The sequence below is a fragment of the Chryseomicrobium palamuruense genome, from assembly GCF_042649045.1.
Classification (GTDB): Bacteria; Bacillota; Bacilli; order Bacillales_A; family Planococcaceae; genus Chryseomicrobium; species Chryseomicrobium palamuruense.
In genome coordinates this window covers 24,647-48,998 of sequence record NZ_JBHSEF010000023.1, presented here as the reverse complement: position 1 = coordinate 48,998, position 24,352 = coordinate 24,647, and the positions used below count along the sequence as shown (strand labels likewise).

The 24,352-nt window shown below is 38.3% G+C and carries 34 protein-coding genes; 31 read left to right on the top strand and 3 right to left on the bottom strand.

All coding sequences use genetic code 11. The annotated features are described in order from the left end of the window. Positions 1-98 precede the first annotated feature (98 nt). Together rplM and rpsI are read left to right on the top strand one after the other, a co-directional pair. Positions 99-536, top strand: a complete 438-nt coding sequence (gene rplM / locus ACFO0S_RS09845; RefSeq protein WP_378141821.1) for a 50S ribosomal protein L13 — start codon at positions 99-101, stop codon at positions 534-536. Positions 537-558: 22 nt separating this feature from the next. Continuing rightward, a complete protein-coding gene (rpsI, locus tag ACFO0S_RS09840; RefSeq protein WP_094942181.1) occupies positions 559-951 on the top strand; it encodes a 30S ribosomal protein S9 in 393 nt (130 codons plus the stop codon). A gap of 169 nt (positions 952-1,120) precedes the next feature. Here the strand turns inward: rpsI and ACFO0S_RS09835 are convergent, their stop codons facing one another. The 3 genes from ACFO0S_RS09835 to ACFO0S_RS09825 all read right to left on the bottom strand — a co-directional run bounded on the left by ACFO0S_RS09835 (position 1,121) and on the right by ACFO0S_RS09825 (position 3,704). Then, on the bottom strand, positions 1,121-2,149 hold the full coding sequence (locus ACFO0S_RS09835) for a tyrosine-type recombinase/integrase (RefSeq protein WP_378141820.1): 1,029 nt from the start codon (positions 2,147-2,149) through the stop codon (positions 1,121-1,123). Positions 2,150-2,298: 149 nt separating this feature from the next. Beyond that, positions 2,299-2,751, bottom strand: coding sequence for a hypothetical protein (locus ACFO0S_RS09830; RefSeq protein WP_378141819.1), 453 nt, complete (start codon positions 2,749-2,751; stop codon positions 2,299-2,301). A 299-nt stretch (positions 2,752-3,050) separates the two neighbouring features. Further along, positions 3,051-3,704, bottom strand: coding sequence for a LexA family transcriptional regulator (locus tag ACFO0S_RS09825; protein ID WP_378141818.1), 654 nt, complete (start codon positions 3,702-3,704; stop codon positions 3,051-3,053). A gap of 249 nt (positions 3,705-3,953) precedes the next feature. Between ACFO0S_RS09825 and ACFO0S_RS09820 the strand changes: the two genes are divergently transcribed. The 29 genes from ACFO0S_RS09820 to ACFO0S_RS09680 all read left to right on the top strand — a co-directional run bounded on the left by ACFO0S_RS09820 (position 3,954) and on the right by ACFO0S_RS09680 (position 24,346). After that, a complete protein-coding gene (locus ACFO0S_RS09820) occupies positions 3,954-4,136 on the top strand; it encodes a helix-turn-helix domain-containing protein (RefSeq protein WP_378141817.1) in 183 nt (60 codons plus the stop codon). 31 nt (positions 4,137-4,167) lie between these two features. Then, on the top strand, positions 4,168-4,536 hold the full coding sequence (locus ACFO0S_RS09815) for a helix-turn-helix domain-containing protein (protein ID WP_378141816.1): 369 nt from the start codon (positions 4,168-4,170) through the stop codon (positions 4,534-4,536). A gap of 91 nt (positions 4,537-4,627) precedes the next feature. Further along, a complete protein-coding gene (locus ACFO0S_RS09810; protein ID WP_378141815.1) occupies positions 4,628-5,533 on the top strand; it encodes a DUF7666 domain-containing protein in 906 nt (301 codons plus the stop codon). Then, positions 5,533-5,700 carry a hypothetical protein gene (locus tag ACFO0S_RS09805; RefSeq protein ID WP_378141814.1) on the top strand — a complete coding sequence of 56 codons (168 nt, stop codon included), beginning with the start codon at positions 5,533-5,535 and terminating at the stop codon, positions 5,698-5,700. The genes ACFO0S_RS09810 and ACFO0S_RS09805 overlap by 1 nt, the downstream gene beginning before the upstream one ends. Then, positions 5,666-7,009: an SNF2-related protein gene (locus tag ACFO0S_RS09800; RefSeq protein ID WP_378141812.1), complete on the top strand. Its 1,344-nt coding sequence runs from the start codon at positions 5,666-5,668 to the stop codon at positions 7,007-7,009. The genes ACFO0S_RS09805 and ACFO0S_RS09800 overlap by 35 nt, the downstream gene beginning before the upstream one ends. Next, a complete protein-coding gene (locus tag ACFO0S_RS09795; protein WP_378141810.1) occupies positions 6,969-7,643 on the top strand; it encodes a transglycosylase SLT domain-containing protein in 675 nt (224 codons plus the stop codon). The genes ACFO0S_RS09800 and ACFO0S_RS09795 overlap by 41 nt, the downstream gene beginning before the upstream one ends. Next, a complete protein-coding gene (locus ACFO0S_RS09790; RefSeq protein ID WP_378141808.1) occupies positions 7,640-7,963 on the top strand; it encodes a siphovirus Gp157 family protein in 324 nt (107 codons plus the stop codon). The genes ACFO0S_RS09795 and ACFO0S_RS09790 overlap by 4 nt, the downstream gene beginning before the upstream one ends. 15 nt (positions 7,964-7,978) lie before the next feature. Further along, positions 7,979-8,368 (top strand): primase-like DNA-binding domain-containing protein, encoded by a 390-nt coding sequence (locus ACFO0S_RS09785; RefSeq protein ID WP_378141807.1) that lies wholly within the window; start codon positions 7,979-7,981, stop codon positions 8,366-8,368. Then, positions 8,368-8,784, top strand: coding sequence for a VRR-NUC domain-containing protein (locus ACFO0S_RS09780; RefSeq protein WP_378141806.1), 417 nt, complete (start codon positions 8,368-8,370; stop codon positions 8,782-8,784). Before ACFO0S_RS09785 ends, ACFO0S_RS09780 begins: the two co-directional genes overlap by 1 nt. Next, positions 8,703-10,451, top strand: coding sequence for an AAA family ATPase (locus ACFO0S_RS09775; RefSeq protein ID WP_378141805.1), 1,749 nt, complete (start codon positions 8,703-8,705; stop codon positions 10,449-10,451). The genes ACFO0S_RS09780 and ACFO0S_RS09775 overlap by 82 nt, the downstream gene beginning before the upstream one ends. Further along, the gene (locus ACFO0S_RS09770; RefSeq protein ID WP_378141804.1) at positions 10,451-10,777 is read left to right on the top strand and encodes a hypothetical protein; all 327 of its coding nucleotides are present in this window, start codon (positions 10,451-10,453) and stop codon (positions 10,775-10,777) included. Before ACFO0S_RS09775 ends, ACFO0S_RS09770 begins: the two co-directional genes overlap by 1 nt. 27 nt (positions 10,778-10,804) lie before the next feature. Beyond that, entirely contained in the window at positions 10,805-11,260 is a 456-nt protein-coding gene (locus ACFO0S_RS09765; RefSeq protein ID WP_378141803.1) for a DUF669 domain-containing protein, read from the top strand. A gap of 117 nt (positions 11,261-11,377) precedes the next feature. Next, a complete protein-coding gene (locus ACFO0S_RS09760; RefSeq protein WP_378142212.1) occupies positions 11,378-13,057 on the top strand; it encodes a hypothetical protein in 1,680 nt (559 codons plus the stop codon). Positions 13,058-13,170: 113 nt separating this feature from the next. After that, a complete protein-coding gene (locus ACFO0S_RS09755) occupies positions 13,171-14,988 on the top strand; it encodes a DNA primase family protein (protein ID WP_378141802.1) in 1,818 nt (605 codons plus the stop codon). Positions 14,989-14,993: 5 nt separating this feature from the next. Beyond that, entirely contained in the window at positions 14,994-15,359 is a 366-nt protein-coding gene (locus ACFO0S_RS09750) for a DUF1599 domain-containing protein (RefSeq protein WP_378141801.1), read from the top strand. Next, positions 15,356-15,679, top strand: coding sequence for a nucleoside triphosphate pyrophosphohydrolase family protein (locus ACFO0S_RS09745; RefSeq protein WP_378141800.1), 324 nt, complete (start codon positions 15,356-15,358; stop codon positions 15,677-15,679). The genes ACFO0S_RS09750 and ACFO0S_RS09745 overlap by 4 nt, the downstream gene beginning before the upstream one ends. Positions 15,680-15,697: 18 nt before the next feature. Further along, positions 15,698-15,907 (top strand): hypothetical protein, encoded by a 210-nt coding sequence (locus tag ACFO0S_RS09740; protein WP_378141799.1) that lies wholly within the window; start codon positions 15,698-15,700, stop codon positions 15,905-15,907. Continuing rightward, positions 15,908-16,123 carry a hypothetical protein gene (locus ACFO0S_RS09735; RefSeq protein WP_378141798.1) on the top strand — a complete coding sequence of 72 codons (216 nt, stop codon included), beginning with the start codon at positions 15,908-15,910 and terminating at the stop codon, positions 16,121-16,123. A 1-nt stretch (position 16,124) separates the two neighbouring features. Next, positions 16,125-16,337: a hypothetical protein gene (locus ACFO0S_RS09730; protein WP_378141796.1), complete on the top strand. Its 213-nt coding sequence runs from the start codon at positions 16,125-16,127 to the stop codon at positions 16,335-16,337. 5 nt (positions 16,338-16,342) lie between these two features. Further along, complete coding sequence (locus ACFO0S_RS09725; RefSeq protein WP_378141795.1) at positions 16,343-16,597, top strand: hypothetical protein; 255 nt, start codon at positions 16,343-16,345, stop codon at positions 16,595-16,597. Next, a complete protein-coding gene (locus ACFO0S_RS09720; RefSeq protein ID WP_378141794.1) occupies positions 16,594-17,181 on the top strand; it encodes a hypothetical protein in 588 nt (195 codons plus the stop codon). The genes ACFO0S_RS09725 and ACFO0S_RS09720 overlap by 4 nt, the downstream gene beginning before the upstream one ends. A 3-nt stretch (positions 17,182-17,184) precedes the next feature. After that, positions 17,185-17,424, top strand: a complete 240-nt coding sequence (locus ACFO0S_RS09715; protein WP_378141793.1) for a hypothetical protein — start codon at positions 17,185-17,187, stop codon at positions 17,422-17,424. A gap of 12 nt (positions 17,425-17,436) precedes the next feature. Further along, positions 17,437-17,598, top strand: a complete 162-nt coding sequence (locus ACFO0S_RS09710) for a hypothetical protein (RefSeq protein ID WP_378141792.1) — start codon at positions 17,437-17,439, stop codon at positions 17,596-17,598. 360 nt (positions 17,599-17,958) lie between these two features. Continuing rightward, positions 17,959-18,495 carry a sigma-70 RNA polymerase sigma factor region 4 domain-containing protein gene (locus ACFO0S_RS09705; RefSeq protein WP_378141791.1) on the top strand — a complete coding sequence of 179 codons (537 nt, stop codon included), beginning with the start codon at positions 17,959-17,961 and terminating at the stop codon, positions 18,493-18,495. A gap of 262 nt (positions 18,496-18,757) precedes the next feature. Further along, positions 18,758-19,213 (top strand): terminase small subunit, encoded by a 456-nt coding sequence (locus ACFO0S_RS09700; RefSeq protein WP_378141790.1) that lies wholly within the window; start codon positions 18,758-18,760, stop codon positions 19,211-19,213. Next, entirely contained in the window at positions 19,200-20,447 is a 1,248-nt protein-coding gene (locus ACFO0S_RS09695) for a PBSX family phage terminase large subunit (protein WP_378141789.1), read from the top strand. The genes ACFO0S_RS09700 and ACFO0S_RS09695 overlap by 14 nt, the downstream gene beginning before the upstream one ends. Before the next feature lie 14 nt (positions 20,448-20,461). Then, the gene (locus ACFO0S_RS09690) at positions 20,462-20,785 is read left to right on the top strand and encodes a hypothetical protein (protein WP_378141788.1); all 324 of its coding nucleotides are present in this window, start codon (positions 20,462-20,464) and stop codon (positions 20,783-20,785) included. A 146-nt stretch (positions 20,786-20,931) separates the two neighbouring features. Then, on the top strand, positions 20,932-22,422 hold the full coding sequence (locus ACFO0S_RS09685) for a phage portal protein (RefSeq protein ID WP_378141787.1): 1,491 nt from the start codon (positions 20,932-20,934) through the stop codon (positions 22,420-22,422). Beyond that, the gene (locus tag ACFO0S_RS09680; RefSeq protein ID WP_378141786.1) at positions 22,412-24,346 is read left to right on the top strand and encodes a minor capsid protein; all 1,935 of its coding nucleotides are present in this window, start codon (positions 22,412-22,414) and stop codon (positions 24,344-24,346) included. Before ACFO0S_RS09685 ends, ACFO0S_RS09680 begins: the two co-directional genes overlap by 11 nt. Positions 24,347-24,352: the final 6 nt, after the last annotated feature.

Here is a 24,352-nt window from a genome sequence, read left to right as displayed (position 1 = left end):
GGTATTTTCAAACCCCACAAATAAGCCCCGAAACTTAATTGTTAGGTGAAATAGAAAATTCAAGAACGAATCAGATCGTTATTAGGAGGACAATATACATGCGTACAACATTCATGGCTAAAGGTCACGAAGTAGAGCGTAAATGGTTAGTTGTTGACGCAGAAGGCCAAACTCTTGGTCGTCTAGCTTCAGAAGTAGCTTCTATCTTACGTGGTAAAAACAAACCGACATTCACACCAAACGTTGACACAGGTGATCACGTAATCATCATCAACGCTGACAAAATCGAATTAACTGGTAACAAATTGCAAGACAAAATTTACTATCGCCACACACAATTCACTGGTGGTCTTAAACAACGTACAGCTCTTGAGATGCGTACAAAGTACCCAACTCAAATGCTTGAGTTAGCAATCAAAGGAATGCTTCCTAAAAACTCTTTAGGTCGTCAAATGTTCCGTAAGCTTCACGTATACGCTGGAGCAGAGCACCAACACGCAGCACAACAACCAGAAGCATACGAGCTTCGCGGATAATCATTAAGAGGAGGACATACCCTTGGCACAAGTTCAATATATCGGCACAGGCCGTCGTAAAAGTTCTGTAGCTCGCGTACGTTTAGTACCAGGCGAAGGAAAAATCATCATCAACAAACGTGAAGTAGCGGACTACGTTCCATACGAAACGCTTGAGCAAATCATCAAACAACCACTTGTAACTACTGAAACTCTTGGTAGCTATGATGTACACGTAAACGTAAACGGTGGAGGATTCACTGGTCAAGCTGGTGCTATCCGTCACGGGATCGCACGTGCACTACTTACTGTAGACCCAGACTTCCGCGGGAAATTAAAATCTGCTGGATTCTTAACACGTGACCCACGTATGAAAGAGCGTAAAAAGCCAGGTCTTAAAGGCGCTCGTCGTGCACCTCAGTTCTCGAAACGTTAATTTTGTTCAAACTACAAATCCCACAATCATTGCGGTTGTGGGATTTGTTCAATCTTACATAGCTATAAAAATCCATGAAAATTTGTTCGTAATAGACACGTAATAGACAGGTAATAGACAATAATTCAAAAGAAAAAGTGCTGAAATGGAATCCATTCGCAGCACCAAATTATATTTTATCTATAGCATCTATCAGTTCTTGAATCTCGAAATGAGTATATACTTTTTCGGTCAATGACATTGAACCTTTGTGACCAACTATTTTCTTGATAATGGTTTGATTCACATTTGCAGAAGCAAGAAGTGAGACTGTCGTATGTCGTGTATCATGTGGACGATGATTCATTTTCATCTCTTCCATGAATGGTTTCCAATACGAATCATAGTAATTTCGATATTTGAAATGTTCCCCATCAGGTGTGGAAATGAGATAGTCACAATCATTCTTGTTCATCCAGTACACGAAATAATCATAAATCTTTTGTGCAATCGGTACTTTACGTATTCCGGCTTCTGTCTTGGAATCCACTACATCAAACGAACGTTCATCAAGGTATACGTGTTCTTTTTTCAAATCCAACAGTTCTGAAATCCTCAATCCTGTATAGATCAGTATGATGTAAACCTGAACATATTCATTTCGTTCAACATTCTCCCACAACTTCTTAATTTCAGCATTGCTAAAACGTGTCCTCGCACTGACTTCTGTTTTTTCTCCAAGTTCAACAAACTTCGAATAATCCTTATTCACCAAATCATTTTCAAGTGCATATTTAAAAAGCTGATTAAACAGAACTTTAATCTTTCTTTTCGTACCATGACCTTTTGTGCAGCTATCCATAACCGCTTGAAGATGGTCTTTCTTGATGTCAACAAAACGCATGGAATGAATATTTTTCGCAATCTTATAAGATGCATTATAGCCATTGATACTGGACTGTGATGTTTTTGCAAATTTCTTTTTCGACCATTTTTCAAAGACCTCAGCAAATGTGATTGAAGAAGATTCCATGGTATAAGGGTTCTTATTAAATTCAGCTAGTGCAAGCATAGCATCTGTCCGTGTCTCATAGTATCCTATGTTCTGATATAGCTGTTTACCTTTTTCATCCCAACCTATGGTCTTTCTTACACCCCACGGTTTTCTTCTTTTACCTGACAATTTATAGACTGAACCATATCCATTTGGATGTTTCAACCTGAAACACACCTTTCAACTAGAATTGAATTAAAAGGTGTAAAAATGCTATAATTTTAATTGAATCGGATGCACTTTACACCTGCTGTAAATGTATCTGCTGAACCCTTAGTGCTGTCACACTTGGGGTTCTTTTTTTTTTTTTTCATTTACAGAACTTGTCGAACTGGTGCAGTTTGAACGTTGTTGAATTTTCTGAACAGGTCAACTAGACCTGCTGCATTATACCAATCTTTAGATGCATCAATCACAATAGTTTTCAATTCATCGGATTGAAAATTGATAATCAAAAAGTGACTGACCTTCTTCTTTTCTTTCGTCTTTACTCTTCCACCAATCATTGCACCAATCACACCAAAAGCGGCTGCACCAATCACCATTCCCGGCAAGGATTGTTCAATGATTTGTTCCATTTCTACATCAGACTTCAAATCCACGTTCACCAGTTTTTCAAATGAAATCAAGAATTCTTGATTGTTTCCGCTGATCATGACTTCATTTGTATTCATCTTCACTTGAACTGATGTGTTTTGAGGAAGATTTACCCCATCAATCAAGTTCCCCAATGCTACTTTTTCATCCTTCTTTTTCCTTCCAAACATGCTTTTCATCCCCTTTTCACGTTTTATCTTGAACTTTTCGGCTATCTTGAACCGCATCTTGAACCTCTACAAATCCAATAATATCAAGGTTTATGATGTTTCGGGTTCAAGGTTCAAGGTAAGTGTCTCTATATTATTATATTTTAGACTAAAGTGTAAATGAATTTACTGTTTTCAAATTCTACATAATAATTCATTTTCATCTTGAACCTTGAACCGATAATTCATGAAGGGTTGATATAAAAGCGTTTGAAGCGGTTCAAGATAAAATTTACATCTTGAACCATCTTGAACCTTATCTAGAACTTTGCACGCAATTCAACGACCTTACCTAAAATTTGGACTGGAAGAGAAGCGCAATCTTCCCGGTCATAGAATTTCGGTGGATAAACGGTCTGATTAGATGCAACAAGCATGATTCCGTTATCTTGTTTCATTACTTTCTTTACTGTCGCATTTTCTCCGTTCACGATTACTACACCGATATCACCTGAATCAATATCACTTTGTTTTCTAACGATTACCACGTCACCCGGTGAAAACTTAGGTTGCATACTATGACCTTGTATTTTTAAAGCAAAGAATTCCCCACTACTGGCCATTGCTTGTGAAATTTCTTCATAATCTTCAATCTCTTGAATCGCTTCTAGCGGAATCCCTGCTGCTACACGACCAAGTACAGGTATTTTCACACCGGATTCATTATTGGCCACTTCTTCTGCAAGTTTTCCATTCGCATTGTATTTCTTTTCCCACACATCGTAATCAATTCCCAATAGATAGTTAAGTGATACTTGAAAATAATCAGCTAGTATTTGTAGTTTGTCCTGTTTCGGTGTACTTTTCCCATTCTTCCAATCGCTTAATGTCGCTTGCGAAATTCCGGTATCTTTCGCCACTTTGTAGTTGGAAATCTTCCTTTTCTTCAACAAATCTGCATATCTTTCGTACATATCCATTCCCCCTAAAATGAATACTTCAAAAAACTTTAGCAAATTTTGTTGACACCTTAATAAAACCGTAGTAAGATGAAAATGTGCTAAAGAAAACCGAAGCAAAATAAACATAACCTATCTAAAATAAACGAAAAATGTCGTTTATGAAAAAGATACGGATGCTTAAGGTTTATTGATTACTTATGTTGACAACCGAAGTATATCACAAAACCGAAGTATACACAACTGTTATTTTGCAATTGAAAGGTGGTGATTTCATTGGAAAAATACTTCTCTTGCGAGGAAGTGGCTGAACGATACGGGGTTAAGGTCATCACAGTGTGGTCGTGGATTCGTGAGAAGAAACTGAAAGCGATCAAAACTGGAAAGATGTACAGCATCAGACCCCAAGACCTTGAAGAGTTTGAAGAATCAAGACGAACTAAATAAGTTGATGATTCACTGAAAGGGGGTGAATGAAATGAACTATGCGGAACAGCTTAAAACTGCAATGGAGAGTGCAAACATGACACAAGTTGAACTTGCTGCACTTACTGGAATCGGTAAATCATCTATCAGTCAATATCTATCAGGTAAGAATGAACCGAATCAAAAACGAAAAGACAAGATTGCAGAAGCACTTGGACTGAACCCTGAAACATCTAATGCAGATGGACAGACTAAGAATCTTTCAGTTAAAGAAGCTGCTGAACTATTAGGAAAATCAGAGCAGTTCGTAAGGGTGGGATTGCAACGATCTATTCTTCCATTTGGAACAGCAGTGAAATTAAGTTCGAAATGGACGTATCATATCAGTCCTAAAAAGTTCTATGAATACATTGGACAATAAAAAAAGCACCCATTGGAAGTACCAGTTCCAGTAGGCGCAATCAGAAAAATATTCTTATCCACATTATATGTGAAAGGTAGGTCATAAAGCAATGACAGAAGCAGTCAAGGGTTATAAAGTGTTCAATTCAGATTGGACGTGTAGAAATTTTCAATATGAGGTAGGCGGCATTTTTGAAAACGATTGTCCACCCATCATTTGTGAAGAAGGTTTTCATTTTTGCAAACGTGCAGTAGATTGCTTCAACTATTATCCTTTCAATCCAGAAAATAAAGTCGCAGAAGTTTTAGCACTTGGTCATCTTGATGAAGATGGTGACAAGTCTTGTACAAATAAAATTCAAATCGTTCGTGAAATCCCATGGGGTGAACTACTTGAACTTGTCAATCTAGGAAAAGGCAACAGCGGTCATTCCAACAGCGGTCATTCCAACAGCGGTCATTCCAACAGCGGTAATCGCAACAGCGGTCATTCCAACAGCGGTAATCGCAACAGCGGTCATTCCAACAGCGGTCATTCCAACAGCGGTCATTCCAACAGCGGTCATTCCAACAGCGGTCATTCCAACAGCGGTAATCGCAACAGCGGTGATTGGAACAGCGGTCATTCCAACAGCGGTCATTCCAACAGCGGTGATTGGAACAAGGCTTCTAATGTCGCAGGATGCTTCAATACTGAACAACATCAATTATTGTTCTTTGACAAACCAACTGATATGACGTTCGACCAGTGGCGTTCATCAGATGCATATTACTTGTTGAATCAAATTGATTTCAGACCTACCGAATGGGTTTCTGAATATTCCATGACGGATGATGAAAAGAACCTTCACCCGGAATATAAAGTCACAGGCGGTTATCTAAAAATCCGAAACAACGATAATGTAGCAGTCGAATGGTGGAATGAACTTTCTGAAATCCGTAGAAACATCATCAAAAATATTCCTAACTTTGACGCAGATAAATTCTATTTGATCACTGGAATCAAGGTGAACTGATGGAACGGATTTCACTTATTAAACTTACACAAATGATTCAACAAGGCGAAGATGCCAAACGTGAAGTAGAAAGACGGTTTGGTATCAAATGGGAAGATGTGCGAGTAGTCACGAAAAGTGGTGAGAAAAATCATGGAACTGTTTCCGCATCAGAAACAAGCACTTGAACTGACAAAGGATTCAAACAGGGTCGCATACTATCTTGATATGGGTCTTGGAAAGACTTTTGTTGGTGCAGAAAAGATGGTGCAGCTACAAACTAACTTGAACATTTTAGTTTGTCAGAAATCTAAAGTAGATGACTGGATAGAACATTTTGAGACTTACTATACAGACTACAAAGTAATAAATATGACAATACCGAAATCGTCAAAGTATTACTTGGAGAATCAAGACAAGTTAGATCGTTGCATCTTAGTCGTAAATTACGACCTGATTTTTAGACGAAAGTTCTTTCACTCATTAAAGGACTTCACCTTGATGCTGGATGAATCTTCATTGATTCAGAATGAGAAAGCTAAGCGAACAAAATTCATTTTGAACTTGAAACCTGAAAATGTGATTCTTCTTTCAGGAACGCCAACATCCGGGAAATACGAAAACTTATGGTCGCAAATTCACTTATTGGGTTGGGAAATCAGCAAAAACTTGTACAACAAGCAATATGTAAATTGGGAAACAATCAAAGTCGGTGGTTTTCCACATAAAGTTGTGGATAAGTCAGAACCTTATAAGAATGTGGACAGATTGAAACGAAAATTGCGTAATCATGGTGCAGTGTTCATGAAAACAGAAGATTGCTTTGAACTTCCTGAACAACTGATGATTCCAGTAAAAATTCAATCAAGTGCAGCTTATCGAAAGTTTCAACGAAATTCAATTATTACCCTAGACACTCTTAATCTATGTGAGTTTTGGGATGATAGTGACTTTCACGGTGTGGATGTCACCCCACGTGTCGAACTGATTGGTGATTCGACATTTACAAAGCGAATGTACTCAAGAATGCTTTGTGGTCATTACAGCAAAGAGAAATTGAACGCCTTTGAAGATTTGGTTTCCAGTACAAATGATAGGTTGATAGTTTTCTACAACTACAATGATGAACTTGAAGCATTGAAGAAAATTGCAACTAAACTTGAACGTCCGATTTCGGAAGTCAATGGTCATGTCAAAGACTTGTCAGCTTACAACAATCAAGACAATTCCGTAACATTCGTTCAATATCAGGCCGGGGCAATGGGATTGAATTTGCAAAAAGCAAACAAAATAATCTATTTCACCCTTACTGAACTTAGTGATCTATTTGAGCAAAGTAAGAAACGGATTCACAGGATAGGTCAAAAAAACAACTGTTTCTACTATCTGATGATTTGTGAAGATAGTGTGGAAGAAGATATCCTGAAAACTTTAGAAATGAGAAAGGACTATTCAGATGAACTATTCAACGAATACGAAGAAAAAGCAACGAATTAAAAGAATCGTAATTTCTTGGGTCATCGTTCTACTTGTTGGAATTCTGATAGGTTGGTTGATTGGCAGTTTCACTGGACAAGATGATTCAGTTCAGGCAATGAATCTAAATGAATCAAAAGAACCTTACGGAACAGTAGATGAAAACTTTACATTCAGCAGTTCAGTTGAATGGCAAGACCAAATTCAACAGCAGTTCACACCATTAGACCTTCCAGTAGATGAAGAACTGCAAGAATACATCTTCACTCTATCCCATGCTTACAACGTAGATTATTCACTGGTATTGGGATTGATTCAAACTGAAAGTGATTTTAGACCAACGGTTGTCAGTCAGACAAATGATTTTGGCCTGATGCAAATCAATAAAATAAATCACGATTGGTTGAAGGACAAGTTACTGATCAGTGACTTCCTCGACCCTTATCAAAATACAAAAGCAGGCGTGTACATCTTACGAAATCTATTTGAGAAGTATGAAGAACCAAATCTTGTTCTTATGGCTTACAACCTTGGGGAATATGGCGCATCCAAGCTATGGGATAAGGGAATCTATCATTCTGATTACAGTATCAAAGTCATGGAGAATGCAGCATCATTCCACAAAACAATTCAAGTCAAGGGGGAAGAAAAATGAGCAATGAAAACAGCGTTCAGGTCTTTGAAGCGCATCATGTAGAAGCCTTTCAAAAGTTATCAGAAATCACAAAGACCAAAAAGAACTTGGAAAACCAAGAGAAGCAGCTAAAAGAAAATCTTGAAAAAGCAATGGACGAACACGGTATCAAGTCGATTGACAACCAGTTCTTAAAAATTACACGTGTAGGGGAATCCAAATCAAAATCTATTGACCTGAAAGCCTTGGAAAATGAAGAACCTAAGCTATACGGTGAATTGATGCAGGATTATCCAAAAGAAACCGTACGTAAGGCACACGTCAAGTTCACGGTGAAATAGAAAGGTGGTAAAGAGATGAAAAATAAAAGTCTAAATAACTTCAAAGTTTCTTCGCTATTACGAATGGCTGAAATAACAGAGGATTTGGAAAAGCGAAATTTTTATTTGCAAGAAGCAGAAAATTTACTACTTGGAACTTCGAATCATAAAGAATTAGAAGAATTTAAATTAGCAGATGATTCGGTTATCGAATTTTTCAGTACAGTCTCTTTCGATGAATTAGACGGTGAACCTGTAAGAGAAACTTATGAGGACTATATTGAATTTTGTTTGAATGAACAATTTCAACCTGTAGCAAACAATGAATTTTCAAAACAACTACAAAGAGTAGCTAATCTTTCAACTTACAGAAAATTAGTTGATGGAAAAAAGATAACATATTTTTCACACAACAAGGTGAAATAATGGCAGCAGAAAAGCAGTTTGAAACCAAAATTAAAAAGTTTCTACATTCCGTAGGGGTTTATCAAGCAGGAACACCTACAGATAAGATGCTCACTGATCAAGTTGGTTGGTTCACCAAGATATGGGGTGGGGGATTTCAAAAAAGCGGCATTCCTGATTTAGTTCTATGTGTAAATGGAATATTTGTCAGTATTGAAGTCAAAGCACCAAACGGAAAAGCATCTGAACTTCAAAAGATGAATACATCCCGGATAAACGGTTCAAATGGGATTGGAATCATTCTTTATCCAGATGGATTTGAGAACTTCAAGGAACTGATGGAAGGGGTGATAGCTTGCAAGTCTCACATTCAAGAATTGAACTCTTTGAAAAATGCGCTTACCGCTACCAGTTGCGATATCGTGACAAAATATTGACCTTACCGCCTGACAACGCAGATCATGCATTGATTCTTGGACTAGCGATTCATACAGGCATTGAAAAAGGATTACAACAGGCAATTGATGACTACTTGATGTCATATCCCATTGTCACTGATCTACACGTTCATGAGGTCATGAAGATGGAACACTTGATTCCAAAAGCCATTGACATGCTACCGAATGGACAGCATGAAGTGCATATAAGAACTACACACTTTCAGGGTTTCATTGACTTGATTTGTAAAAATCCTGACGGTACGTATGACATGTACGATTTCAAGTATTCAAACAATGTTTCAAACTATCGAAAGTCAGCACAACTTCATCTGTACAAATATTTTTGGGAGAAGATGACTGGAAAGACCATTCGAAACATGTACTTTTTATTCATTCCAAAAGTGCAGATTCGTCAAAAGAAGTCCGAAGATCTTCTAGGTTTCAGAAAAAGACTACAACAAGAATTGAACAAAGTTGAACCAAAACTTGTAGAAATTGAATTCGATTACGACAAAGTAATTGAATTCATGTTGAAAACGAAAACCGTCATTGAAGCCAAGGAATTTCCGAAAAACGAAAGTCACCTTTGTAATTGGTGCGAATACCAAGACTATTGTCTGAAAGGGAATGATTACATGATTTTACCTAAAAACGAAAGACGTAACATTGAAAAAATTGAAAAGAAAGTAGTTTGGCTGTACGGTTCACCATTCAGTGGAAAAACAACTTTCGCCAATGAGTTTCCAGACCCATTGATGTTGAACACAGATGGAAACGTGAAATTCGTTGATGCACCATTTGTGGCCATTAAAGACCAGTTGAAAGTTGAAGGTCGATTATCGAAACGCACGCTTGCATGGCAGACTTTCAAAGATGTCATTGCTGAACTTGAAAAGAAAGACAATGACTTCAAAACAATCATTGTTGACCTACTGGAAGATACGTATGAACATTGTCGCCTGTACATGTATGACCAAATGGGAATCAGTCATGAATCAGATGACAGCTTCCGTGCTTGGGATAAGGTGAGAACTGAATTCTTATCAACTTTGAAAAAGTTGATGAACTTAGACTATGAAAATATCATTCTTATTTCTCATGAAGATACGTCCAAGGACATCACCAAAAAAGGCGGTGACAAGATCACTGCAATCAAACCAAACCTTCAAGAAAAGACAGCCAATAAGGTTGCAGGGATGGTGGATATCGTTGCACGTGTCATTGCAGATGGTGAAGTTCGTACATTGTCTTTCAAAACAAATGAAGTTGTATTTGGTGGTGGCCGTTTGACTGCTGAAACAACTCAAATTGGACTGGACTATGAAGAGTTCTTGAAGGTCTATGAAGAAGCGAATAAAGCAGCAGTTGCAAAACTGAAAGGCGGCAAGGTGAAAAAAGAAGAAACTGAACAAAAACCTTCAAGACGTTCAAAGAAAGATGAACCTATTGAACAAGTTGAACCACTTGAAGAAGTAGATGCACCTGACACTGAACCAATCGTTGAGCCTGAAATAGAACCAGAAGCCGAACCAGTAGAAGAGGTTCAGGAAGAAAAACCTAAGACACGTCAGCGCAGACAGCGAAAAACAGAAGATGCAGCAGAACCTGAACAACAGGAAGAAGAGAAACCGAAAACACGCACACGCAGAAAGCGTGATGAATAATGGCACAAACCATCTACCTTCCTGATGGAACAACAGAAATCATGTTTGGTCGTGACAGTTTTCAAAAACTTGTAGCGGAACGATTAGGTTACGATGCAGAAAAGATGCTGCAAGAAATCATTGATGAAGCTGATTATACAAAAGTAAAAGTTCAGACTGATCTAGTTTCATATGAATCTTCTCTTGAAGATAACACTTCGTGTTTTCAAGAGATTCTAGCAAAAGTTGAAAAGATTCAAAGAAACATTAATTCCAAGCGAATGAGCAAAGACAAAATATTGGAATTACTAAGTAACATTGAAGCGGAAATCCACAATCAAATTTAATTATTCGAAAGGTAAAGGTGAAGTAAAATGACAAACATTTGGGATAAATTCGACAAGGAAATTGACACGGAAGGTCTACAGCAAGATGTGAAAGAAGCAGCGGAAAACGGAACTGGAAGTTTCAAAGAAGTTCCGCATGGCAGCTATGAAGTGGAAATAAATAAAATGGAACTGATTGCATCTAAAAAAGGTGACCCAATGGTAAGCATTTGGTTCAAGGTCTTAGGTGGAGATTTCAAAGGAAGTCTAATCTTCTTCAATCAGGTCATCACCCAAGGCTTCCAAATCCACATTGTAAATGAACTGTTACGTTCCATGGGAACAGACATGGAAATCAAATTCACGACTTACAAGGAATACGGTGAACTTCTACTTGATCTAATGGAAGAGATTGATGGAAACCTTGAATTTGCCCTGGACTACACAGAAGGTAAAAAAGGTTTCAGCAACTACAAAATCACGGATGTATTTGAAACAGAATAATCAATTGAATAATGGGGAAGCAAAGCTTGCTTCCCTTTTCTATAAAGGAGGGTGAATTGATTGTTATTTTATGACTTTGAGGTATTCAAAGAAGATTGGCTTGTGGTCATCCTTGATATGACGAACAAATGTGAACATGTCATCATCAACGACCCTGAAAAGCTTCAACAGGTTCATGCTGAAAATCAAAATGAGATATGGATTGGATTCAATTCACGTCACTATGATCAATACATTTTGAAAGGTATTATTTGCGGATTTGACCCTAAACGAATCAATGATTACATCATCACAAGAGGAAATCCGGGATGGCGATTCTCTTCATTATTGCGAAACGTCAAATTAATCAATTATGACGTGATGACAAACATTGACCGTGGACTAAAGACCTTTGAGGGATTCATGGGGAATGACATCAAAGAATCTAGCGTTCCATTTGATATTGACCGCAAATTGACACAAGAAGAATTGGAAGAGACCGTCAAATACTGTCGTCATGATGTGGAACAGACGGTTGAAGTATTCCTTGAACGTAAAGATGATTTTGAAGCCCACATGGGTCTAGTGAAAATTGCCTGTCAGAACAAGCCACTTGATTTGTTCCTACTATCCAAGACGAAAGTGCAGCTATCGGCCATTATTCTTGATGCAGGAAAACAAGAGCGTTCGGATGAATTTGATATTGATTTTCCAGACACTATGCGAATTGAAAAATATACAGATGTGGTTGATTGGTACGCAAACCCTGACAATCGAAAATACTTAGTAGACCCAACCAATCCAAAATCCAAGAAAAACACGTGTGAAATCATGGTCGCAGGTGTACCGCATGTATTCGCTTGGGGCGGTGTTCATGGTGCGATTCACAAATATCATGGTGAAGGTCATTTTCTGAATATGGATGTTGCATCCCTATATCCCTCATTGATGATTGAATATGACTTGGGAAGCCGGAACATGAAAGACCCTTCCAAGTATGAAGAGATTTATCATACAAGGTTGAAATACAAAAAAGAGAAGAATCCTTTGCAGCTACCATTAAAACTTGTTCTGAATGGAACGTATGGGGCTATGAAGGACAAGAACAATCCATTGTTTGACCCACGTCAAGCAAACAGGGTGTGTATCTATGGTCAACTTCTTCTACTTGATCTAATCGAGAAGCTTGAGCCGCACTGTCAGATTATCCAATCAAATACAGATGGTATCTTAATCAAGCTTCCTGATGGGTCAGACAAGACATATGAACTGATTGATGACATCTGCTATGAGTGGGAAAAACGAACACGCCTAACGCTTGAATTTGAAGAATTTACGAAGGTATTTCAGAAAGACGTGAACAACTACATCATTGTAGATACACAAGGTAATTACAAATCAAAAGGTGCTTATGTAAAAAAATTAGGAAACCTTGATTATGATTTGCCGATTGTGAACAAAGCCTTGATTGAATACATGGTCAATGAAGTACCAGTGGAAGAGACCATCAACGGTTGCAACGAATTGAAGGAATTTCAGTTGGTGAAGAAGATCAGTGGGAAATATCATCATATCTTGCACGGTGATGAAATCGTAAAAGAAAAATGTATTCGTATTTTTGCTTCCAAATTGGAATCAGATGCAGGGGTCAAGAAGCTGCACAAAGAGACAGGAAATCTTGCAAAAGTAGAGATGTCACCCGAACAGTGCTTCATCTACAACGAAGAAGTGAACGGTGTACCTGTTCCAGAAAAACTAGATAAGCAATGGTACATTGATTTGGCACATAAAAGACTTGCAGGTTTCGGGGTCGTGTAATTCATGAACGAAAGAATCTTAATACGTCAGGTGGTGATGGAAAGTTGTTTTTCAAAGGATATGTTCTAACAAAAAATAAGAAATGCATTGAGAAGTTCAAAGGAAGAACGGATTTGAAATCCTATGAACAAGTGAAGTCACTACCTGAATTTGCAGGGATTCTATCTGATGACACGATCTTGATTGATGTGGATGACTTTGAATCTAGTGAAATCATATACAAAGTCGTCAAAGAAAAGAACCTGATTTGCCGGGTCTATGAAACAACTAGGGGTAAGCATTTCTTATTCAAGAATAAGCTAGTTAAATCCAATCGCACTGCTGCAACGCTCGCAATTGGAATACAAGCAGACATCAAACTTGGGAGAAGGAATTCATATTCCGTCCTAAAATTTGATAATAAGGAACGTACCATCATCTATGATACGACTGAAAATGAAGAAGCACAGGAACTTCCAAAATGGTTGCTTCCAGTTAAGACGAACACGGATTTCCTTGAAATGAACGCAGGGGATGGACGTAATCAGGCACTTTTCAATTATATCCTGACCCTACAATCTAATGACTTTGAAGTGGAAGAAGCAAGGGAAACTATTCGCTTGATCAATAAGTTTGTTTTGAAAGAGCCGCTTTCAGATGATGAATTGGAAATCGTTCTTCGAGATGATGCCTTTTCAAAACCAGTTTTTTTCAAAGGAACAACGTTCCTGTTCGATAAGTTCGCTACATTTTTAAAAACCAATCATCACATTATTCGCATCAACAATCAATTGCACTTATACCGGGATGGAATCTATGTCAGCGGTCAGACGGAAATCGAATCTGAAATGATTAAGCATATACCACAATTGAATAGGGCAAAACGTGCAGAAGTCATGTCCTATCTTGACATCATGATTCGAGAAAATACGCCTGCTACAGATGCAAAATGGATTGCGTTCCGAAATGGCCTGTTGAATATCTACACGGATGAATTCATTCCGTTTTCTCATGAACATGTTATCACCAATAAGATTGATTGGGATTACAACCCGAATGCATTTGATGACTTGACGGATAAGACACTAGATAGGATTTCATGTGGTGACAAGAGCATACGAATGCTACTTGAAGAGATGGTCGGTTACACCATGTTCAGAAGAAATGAACTTGGGAAAGCATTTATTCTCACTGGTTCAGGTAGTAATGGTAAATCGACATTCCTAAATATGATGAAAACCATGCTTGGAAGAAGAAACATCTCATCCCTTGATTTAAAGAAGTTGAATGACCGTTTCAGTACGGTGATGATCTTCGGAAAACTTGCGAATGTGGGGGATGATATTTCGGACGAATTCATTACAGATGCTTCTGATTTCAAGAAGATTGTCACTGGTGAAACGATTGATGCTGAACAAAAAGGACAACCAAAATTTGAATTTGAACCATACGTGAAGCTTCTCTTTTCAGCAAACAATATTCCACGAATCGGAAAAGGTAGAGATTCACACGCATTACTTAGACGGTTGATAATCGTACCGTTCAATGCAAAATTTTCACCAAAAGATGCTGACCATGTTTCATTTATCGGGGATAAGTTGAAACGTCAAGAAGCTATCGAATACTTGATAAAACTTGGAATTGAAGGTCTAAAACGTGTACTAAGCAGTCAGCAATTCACTGAATCTGAACAAGTTCAAAGAGAACTTGAAGAATTTGAAGAAAGTAACAACCCTGTTATTGGATTCTTCAAGGAAATTGAGATAGACGATATTGAAAATGAACCAACAAATGAAGTCTATCGCAGATATACATCCTATTGTTCAGAAAATGGGTTGCAGCCTATTTCTCAAATCGCATTCTCAAAACAGATTCTATCGAGGTTCAACTTTGAGATTGTAGACAAAAAAGTAGATGGTAAAAAACGCAGAATATTTATGACAAAGGAGTGAAGTAAATGTTCAGTCGTTTAAAAGACGATTGTTGTGTATCATGCGGTCATTACGTACCAGAAGGAAGAATGGTCTGCTTGAATTGCGAAAATGATAAACCTGTCTCTAAGAAGCAGATTCATTCCGACATCTGTCAGGAACTGAACGTGATATATGCTAAAAAGAACCATGATTACGGTGATTCATTTGCGAATCTTAGGGATGAACTGCCCGATGCTATCTTGGTTAGAATCTATGATAAATACAGTAGATTGAAAACCTTGATGAATGGTCATGAGAGACAGGTTATGGATGAAAGCATTGAAGATACACTTCGAGATTTGGCAAACTATTGCATCATGGAATTGGTAGAAAGGAAGGTCAGTCAATGAAAATAAATGAATATCAACTTTTAGCATTACGTACGTGCAACAGTGAGAGTTCAGAAGATTTGATTCTAAATGGAACACTTGGATTATGTGGAGAAGCAGGAGAGGTTTCTGACCATGTGAAGAAACACTTATTTCAAGGTCATGAACTAAATGAAGATGAAATCATCAATGAACTTGGTGATGTCTGTTGGTATATTGCAGTCTTAGCAAGTGGGTTGAACGTAAGTCTTGAAGAGATCATGCAGCGGAACATTCGCAAACTACAAGCACGATATCCAGACGGATTTGAAGTTGAAAAGTCCATCAATCGCACGGAATAAAATTAAAGGGGTGTTCCAATGAAACGAATAGTGAAAGAAACGTCTACTGAAATTCCAATGTTGACAGATGACCGTTTTGAACAAATTGAACAATTCGCTGAACTTGTTAAACCACTTCAACAATGGATGTTGAAACATTACCATCCGCATTCGAAAATCATTATTGAATCCAGCGGTGCAACAATCGTCACAGATGAACTTTTCATTCCACTGAAAGTGGGCGATTAAATGAAAAGTCGCAAAAATCCCTTATTCAATAAAAGTGGTCTTGCTGACCCAACCGCTTATCATGCATTGAAACCCATGATTAAAGAAGATGCTTCTGTTGAGAAACAATCAAGTGAAATCATCAAGATCATAAAGAGTATTATTTCGCTCACGGGATTTGAACTGATATCACGAATTCAGATTCGACATAAAAAATCAGGAAAGGAATTCAAATGATATGGCGGTTCAGATGCTAGATGTACTTCAAGAGGTTGTGAATAAATACTCTTATCTTCCAGTGAATGCAGAACTGATTCATTCCATGGAATTTGATATGGAGACCATAATCTATCAACGAACTGGAACAATCATCCGGGTGAGATTAGAGCCGAACCCAGTCATACCCGGACATATTTTATTGAAAGACATCACATTCAGAGAAAGTTGGTAATCCAAATGAAACCTATCGTTACGGAAACAACTAATGTCACATTTGTAGGTGATGGTTGTGAAGATTTACCGGGAACAAAGTACATCTGTGAAGATGAAGTGACACCCGGAATTGAAGTTGCAATTGAGCTAGATGCGGAAGATAAGAAACAAATCATGGAGACTGGAATGATTTATCTAAACATCATGGGTCGCACTGTTCAACCGTTTTATATCAGTACAGAATCCGTATTCGAAAATGGAAAGGAAGATGAAAAATGACAGCAACTATGATGAATGTTCAAAATCGAATTGAACTGTTCAAAGAAAAAATGAAACCTGCACAAATCAACGAGGACTTTTTCAACTGGTTACAGGAAGAAGGATTTTTCACAGCACCTGCATCACGCAGCTACCATGGAAATTATGAGGGGGGCCTGTTTGATCACTGTCTAGCAGTCACAGAATCATTGTTGGATTTCACAGAAAAGATGGGTCTTGAATGGGAGCATGAACGTTCACCATATATTGTTGGGATGTTCCATGACCTATGTAAGATTGACCAATATCAGAAGGTCGTAGACGTTCCGGGCGTTCAGTATTTTGGCGGCAATACTGCTGAAAATGAACAATATCATTACGAGTATCGCAAGGACAGTCTGTTCCCAGGTCACGGTGACAAGTCAGTGATGAAACTTGCTGCTTGGTTGCACCTGACAGAAGAAGAAATCCTTTGCATCCGTTACCATATGGGCGCTTATGAGACAGGGGATTGGGAATATTTTGACCGTGCGATTCGAAAATATGAAACAGTCTTATGGACACATCAGGCAGACATGCACGCTTCTAAAGTCAAGGACGTGTAAATCATGAAACAAGTAATTCAGGAAATGGAATTAATTGATGCAAATATCCGCATCCGTGATACTGCTAATCAAAATGTAAAAGACATCAACTATTATGGTTCGATTCGTTACAGAATAGAACAGGATGAACAACTATTGATTCTACATGACAATACGTATGAGGATGAAGCTGTTATATTCAATATGGACTTCATAGATGCAAAACGATTAGCAAAAATACTTATTATTCTTTTCGAAGATTGAGGTGAATAGATCGTGGAAGCTTATATCATTCCATTGGCATTTTTCTTGATTGGTTTGGCAATTGGGAAATTATCAATGATAAAACCCATGTTCGAATTGAAAAGAGAAAACGATTTGATGAAACGTCACCTTGCAAACAGAAAGCGTGGTCGAATCATCATAAAAGGTGATTAGGACGGTACTTTGACCGCCATTCCCAACATGTTTCAGTAGGTGCAGCGGTTCAAGATGGGTTCAAGATGGGTTCAAGATAAAAACAGTCATCTTGAACCGCCTTGAATCCTTGTTACTATTGGGATTGAGGGTTTCGGTTCAAGAAGTTCAAGATAAAACTCATTTATTATATACAATCTCAAAACAGCAAATGAATTTATACTTTACTCTAAAAATAAATAATATAAGGGTATCTATCTTGAACCTTGAACCGCAAGAGGGTTAAACCCTTGATACATCTATGTTTTTAGAGGTTCAAGATAGGGTTCAAGATGAAGAACCTTTAATTTACCTTGAACCGCACGAAAGGATGATGATTAGGTGAGCAAGATTGAAAAATATATTGATGACACGATTTTGAAATACACGAATGAATTGAAGCGGCAGGGTCTGATTCGCAATAACCGTCAATCACCTTTTCAAAAGACGGAAACGTTACTTTATAATTACAATCATTTCAAGTCAGCGGTTGAAGATAAGAAGCAGCAGATGAAAGAGATTGAGAAAGTAGGCATTGCCGGAAAATCGAAAGACATCACTATTTATTCAGGTCAAGGCGGTTCGAATGAATCGAAGTCAAACCATGAAAAAGCAGAAGAGAAACTTGATTCTATCCAGACAAGTATCTATGTCACACAGAACTTTATTCGTCTGATTGATTCGGCCATTGATATGATTCGTGATGACCCATACTTTGATATTATCCGCATGAAGTATTTTGAAGGAAAGTCGAGGGAAGCGATTGCGGAACATTTTGATGTTGATGCATCCACGATCAGTCGCAATAAGAACCGATTAGTGAACACGTTGCAGATTCGACTATTCAGTGATGAAGTGATATTTCAGATTTTCAGTTAAGTGTTGTCATGCACAAACCATGCACGAACAATGCTCTTGTGTGCGCTATATATACATGAAATAATGAGTACAAGCAAATTTATACCTAAGATTCGTGTTATCTCTTGATTAGTGTCCACCTCCTCACATAATCAAGATTAACTATATCATTCCCCTTGGGAGACCTGACACATGGTTGGTGTGTTAGGTCTTTTTTATGTATTCAAATTTATATTCAAAAATTTATATTCAAAAATTTATATTCGGAAAGGATGACTGCTTGATGAAACCATTGACAGGAAAGCAGAAACGATTTTGTGACGAATATCTGATTGACTGCAACGGTACACAAGCAGCCATTCGTGCAGGATATTCACCTAAGACAGCTAATGTGATTGCAAGTTCAAATTTAACAAAAGTTAATATTAAAGCTTATATAGAACAGCGAATGAAAGAAATTGAAGATGAACAGATTGCAGATGCAAAAGAAGTAATGAAATATCTAACTTCTGTCTTACGTGGAGAATCAGAAGCAGAAATAGTTGTCGTTGAAGGTGACGGTGACGGAATGTCATCTGCAAGACGAATCACAAAAGCACCTGACGAACGTGAAAAGTTAAAGGCCGCTGAACTGATTGGGAAGCGATATGGTATCTTCACTGAAAAAGTGAATGTAGAAGGTGCGATACCAGTCATCATCCACAATGATCTAGAGGATGATGAAGATGACAGCACATAGACTTTCACTAAAAGAAGTCGTAGGTAAGAACTACACACGATTTTGGAATTTCAAAGGTCGTTATCGTGTAGTCAAGGGTAGTCGTGCTTCTAAAAAATCCAAGACAACTGCATTGTGGTACATCACAAACATCATGGACTATCCAGAAGCGAATCTGTTAGTTGTTCGTAAGACATTTAGGACTTTGAAAGATAGCTGCTTCACTGAATTGAAATGGGCGATACAGAAACTGAAAGTGCAGCAGCATTGGAAAGTGACAGAATCCCCATTACAGCTTGAATACATTCCAACAGGTCAGAAAATCTATTTCCGTGGACTGGATGACCCATTGAAGGTTACATCTATTACGGTGGATGTCGGTTCACTCACGTGGATGTGGATTGAAGAAGCCTATGAAATCATGAATGAAGATGATTTCAATATCCTCGATGAATCCATTCGTGGTCAGGTAGCAGATGGATTATTCAAACAGGTCACATTGACATTCAACCCATGGAACGAACATCACTGGATTAAGAAGCGGTTCTTTGATGCTGAACCGGACAAAGACATATTGGCCATTACGACCAACTACCTGATGAATGAGTTCTTAGATGCTGCTGATAAAAAAGTATTCGAGACTATGAAGAAGAACAATCCAAGACGTTATCGGGTTGCAGGACTTGGAGAGTGGGGGATTGTTGAAGGTCTTGTCTATGAAAATTGGCGAGAAGAGAATTTTGATTTGGAAACGGTCAAGAGAATCAGCGGTATCAAGTCTGCATTCGGCCTTGATTTCGGTTATACCAATGACCCTTCTGCATTATGGTGTGGAATGGTCGATACAGCGAACAAGAAGATTTATGTATTCGATGAGATGTACAAAGAAGGTATGTCGAATGAAGCGATCAGTGAAGAGATTACGAAAATGGGGTTCAGGAAAGAACGCATACGGGCAGATTCTGCTGAACCTAAATCAATAGACCGATTACGTGAACTTGGAATCAGCAACATCAAAGGTGCAAGGAAGGGGAAAGATTCTGTGAATAACGGAATCGACTTCATCCAAGATTATGAAATCATCATTCATCCACGATGTGTGAACTTCCAAACGGAAATCAGCAACTACACATGGGCGAAAGACAAGTTCGGCAAGAAGATAAACAAACCGATTGATGACTTCAACCACTTACTTGATGCCATGCGTTATGCACTGGAAGAGTTCATCAAAGGTGAGACATTCAGTTTTGATTAGAAGGGAAGAAGCACATGAAAAAAGTGAACATATTGGGCGTGGATTATGAAATCAGGTTCAGCAAAGAACAGGATGACCCAAGACTAAAAGAGTGTGACGGTTATTTTGATTCAACCACGCAACTGATCGTAGTCGTTGACCCTGATTATGATGTGATGAACAAACATGACATTGAAGCATACAAGCGTAAAGTGCTTCGTCATGAAATCAATCATGCATTCCTTTATGAATCAGGACTGGATATGCGTGAACTTAGTGAAGAGACCGTAGTTGATTGGTTAGCGATTCAGTTTTCAAAGATTGCGAAAGCTTATCAAATTGCCGAATGTTTAGATTAAAACAAAAAGAAACCGCTAATTCACAGTTAGCGGTTTCTTTAGTTCACTGCAATTCACACTGGAATTGAGTAATGTATTTGATTACTGTCATTATCTCACATTTACGAGTTAGTGACAATGATTCCATTAGGAAGGTGGTGAAATTATTGTTTGAGTTCTTATTTCAGTGGCAGCGGAAGAACAAGGCGACCATGAACACAAATGCTGCTTCAAAATTGACGGATGCAGAGTTCATTGAAAAAGAGATTCAACGTTTCAGGGTCTCAAAGCGTAGGAAAGAAATGATTGATGGTGAACGATACTATGACGGTGATCATGACATCCTCATGAAGAAGCGGACAGTAATTGGCGCAAATGGTGAGTTGGAAGAAGTCCGGAATCTTCCAAACAATCGCATTGTTGATAACCAGTATGGGAAGATGGTAGACCAAAAGAAGAACTACTTGCTAGGTCAACCGCTTGTTTTCAAGTCAGAAAATGAATTGTATAACAAGCTGCTAAAGAAGATTTTCAATAAACGTTTTCAGCGACTGTTGAAGAACATTGGTGAAGATTCACTTAACAGTGGTATTGGGTGGTTATTCATCCACTACAATGAACAAGGTGAACTTTCGTTCAAACGGTTCAAGAGTTATGAAATCATTCCGGGTTGGAAGGATGCAGAACATACTGAACTGGAATATGCGATTCGTATTTATGAAGTCATTATGTATGATGGTCAGCGTGAAACAATTGTGGAGAAGATTGAAGTCTATGATGCAACAGGTATCTATCGTTTCGTTCTAGATGGAAGTAAGCTTGTTCCTGATGAAGAACCATTTAGCAATTACTTCACCACTTCAACCGTAAATGGAGATGAAATCATCGAACAAGGTTGGAACTGGTTAAAGATTCCGTTGATTCCTTTCAAGTACAATGCGAAAGAGATTCCGTTGATTCGTAAGGTCAAGACCTTACAGGATGGTTTGAATGTCATCCTATCCAACTTCCAAAACAACATGGAAGAGGATATGCGCAATACAATCCTTGTCCTAGTGAACTATGATGGTGAAAACTTGGGTGAATTCCGAAAGAACCTGGCCACTTATGGTGCTGTAAAAGTGAAAACGGTAGATGGGGCAGGGGGCGACTTGAAAACCCTACAGGTTGAAGTCAATTCGGATAATTACAAAGCCATTCTTGAAATCTTCAAAAAGGCAATCATTGAAAATGCTAAAGGATATGATGCAAAGGATGACCGATTGAACGGAAATCCAAATCAGATGAACATACAGTCCATGTATTCTGATATCGACCTTGATGCAAATGAGATGGAAACTGAATATCAGGCATCCCTTGAAGATATGCTATGGTTCATCAATGTTCATTTGTTCAATAATGGATTAGGTGATTTTGAACAGGAAGAAGTTGAAGTCATCTTCAATCGTGATATCATGATCAGTGAATCAGAAGTCATCAAGAACATCAAAGATTCGTTCGGCATTCTGTCAGATGAAACATTGGTTGCAAATCACCCTTGGGTGGACAATCCGCAACTAGAGATGGAAAGACGACAGCAAGAAAAGGATGAAGAAATGACCCAATATGCAGGTGCGTTCAATCCGCCTGTAGATAGTGGTGATGGAAATGAAGAATGATGCTTACTGGATTCAACGCTTTGAACAGATGGAAGCAGCAGTAAACAAAAAAGCAGAACGAAATATCATCAGTATGGAACGACAGTTTAACGCTGCACAACGTGAGATTGAAGAAAAGATTCAAGTTTGGTATCAACGATTGGCAAAGAACAACAATATTTCCATGCAGGAAGCACGTAGACTTCTATCATCTCAAGAACTTGCAGAATTCAAGTGGGATGTGAAAGAATATATCAAATACGGTGAACTGAACGATATGAATCAATTGTGGATGACACAGCTTGAGAATGCTTCTGCTAGATATCACATATCAAAGCTTGAAGCCATGAAGATTCAGATGCAGCAGTCACTGGAAGTCCTATATGGAAATCAACTTGATGAATTAGATGCGTTCGCACGGTCAGTGTATACAGAAGGATATTATCAGACGTTGTTCGAAATTCAAAAAGGGTTCAATATCGGATTTGATGTTTCCGCACTGGATAAGAACCGGATTGATAAAATCATTGCAAAGCCATGGGCGGCTGATGGAAGAAATTTCAGCACTCGAATTTGGGATAACAAGTCCAAGCTTATCAATGAACTTCACAATGAACTTACGCAAATGGTCATCACAGGTAGTTCCCCGGATGTCGCTATCAAGAACATTGCCAAAAAGATGAATGCACCTAAAAGTAATGCAATCAGCTTGGTCATGACAGAAGCATCTTATTTTGCTTCTGCATCACAAAAGGATGCGTTCAATGAATTGGATGTAGAAAAATTTGAGATAGTGGCCACACTGGATTCAAGTACATCCCTCATCTGTCGTACATTGGATGGTAAAGTATTTGAAATGAAAGACTATCAGCCGGGTGTGACCGCACCACCTTTTCATGTACGATGCAGGTCAGTCACTGTTCCATCATTCGATGATGAGTTTGATCTAGGTGAACGTGCTGCACGTGATGAAAATGGTCAAACGTATTATGTTCCGTCCAATATGACATATCCTGAATGGGAAAAGACATTCTTAGACGGTGGTAACAAAACAAATGTTGTACCAGTAGACAATTCAGCACCGATTAAATCACGGATTGCAAAGAAGCATGAACGCACATTTAATGGTCATGAGAAAGCAGACATCTACACTGATGAATTACAGACCATTTTAGATGGTGTGACTGCTGCTGATCTATTGCTATATGACCGATTAAGTGAACATGTGAAAAATAATCAGTATTTCAGTAAAAGTGGGGCACACTATTCTCCTTCAAGTCGAATGGTCAAAATGAATATGCAAGCTAATTCATGGGAAAAGAAAGCAGAGACCGGACGACAAGGAGCATGGGGTACGAAATTCCATGAAGAGTTCCATCAACTAGATTGGTTATTGGCCAATACTAGGCTTGCGAAAGATGTAGATGGAAACACTTATGGATTCTACACATTGACGCATACTGAAACCATTCACGGTGCAAAAATGCTTGCTGCTATTCAAGAAGATGTTCTGAATATGGTCAACAAGGCCATTGATTGGGAGAACGGTAGAAATGGACAATCCATCAAGCATCTAAAAAGCTTGGATAGGATTTCATCTGATGCACGACTAGCCTTTTTCCGTTATCTAATTGACCGATTCCCGGATGAAAAGTCTAGAGCGCAGATTGCACTGTTTTCAGATGCATTTGGAATGGTCACAAAAGCAAGGTTATCCCCTCACAACAACAGATTTTGGGGACATGACAATGCATATAGTAAAGATGGTGGATTCAATGGTGCTACCAGTGAAGTGTGGGCTGAATTTGGGTCATATAAATTCGTTTATGATGCGGAAACAAGAACAATCATTGATGAACTAATGCCGAATACAATTTCAACCTATGAAGAGGTCTACCAGTTGGTTCTTGATTACATTCAGACCCATGAACTGGATTATAAATAAAGGTGG